Genomic DNA, 602 nt, shown 5'->3' on the forward strand with positions numbered 1-602 from the left:
GGGAAGGTGCGAACAAGTTCCTGATATGAGATCATCATATTCATCCGGAGCGCATCCCAGAGGGACATCATGAGCCATCAACTCACCTTCGCCGATAGTGAATTCAGCACTAAGCGCCGTCAGACCCGAAAAGAGATTTTCCTCTCCCGCATGGAGCAGATTCTGCCATGGCAGAATATGACCGCTGTCATCGAGCCGTTTTATCCCAAGGCGGGCAATGGCCGACGGCCCTATCCGCTGGAGACCATGCTGCGTATTCACTGCATGCAGCATTGGTACAACCTGAGCGACGGTGCCATGGAAGATGCCCTGTACGAAATCGCCTCCATGCGCCTGTTTGCCCGATTATCCCTGGATAGCGCCCTGCCGGATCGCACCACCATCATGAATTTCCGCCACCTGCTCGAGCAGCATCAACTGGCCCGTCAATTGTTCAAGACCATCAATCGCTGGCTGGCCGAAGCAGGCGTCATGATGACCCAAGGCACTTTGGTGGATGCCACCATCATTGAGGCACCCAGCTCTACCAAGAACAAAGAGCAGCAACGCGATCCGGAGATGCATCAGACCAAGAAAGGCAATCAGTGGCACTTTGGCATGAA

At 54.5% G+C, this 602-nt stretch carries 1 pseudogene; it reads left to right on the plus strand.

Annotated elements, in window-relative coordinates:
- Positions 1-69: 69 nt before the first annotated feature.
- A pseudogene (locus K5R89_RS27175) lies at positions 70-602 on the plus strand (IS5-like element ISKpn26 family transposase); the annotation flags it as partial.

Origin of the sequence: Klebsiella sp. TF21-TM, assembly GCF_019753495.1 — a bacterium.
Lineage (GTDB): Bacteria > Pseudomonadota > Gammaproteobacteria > Enterobacterales > Enterobacteriaceae > Klebsiella > Klebsiella quasipneumoniae.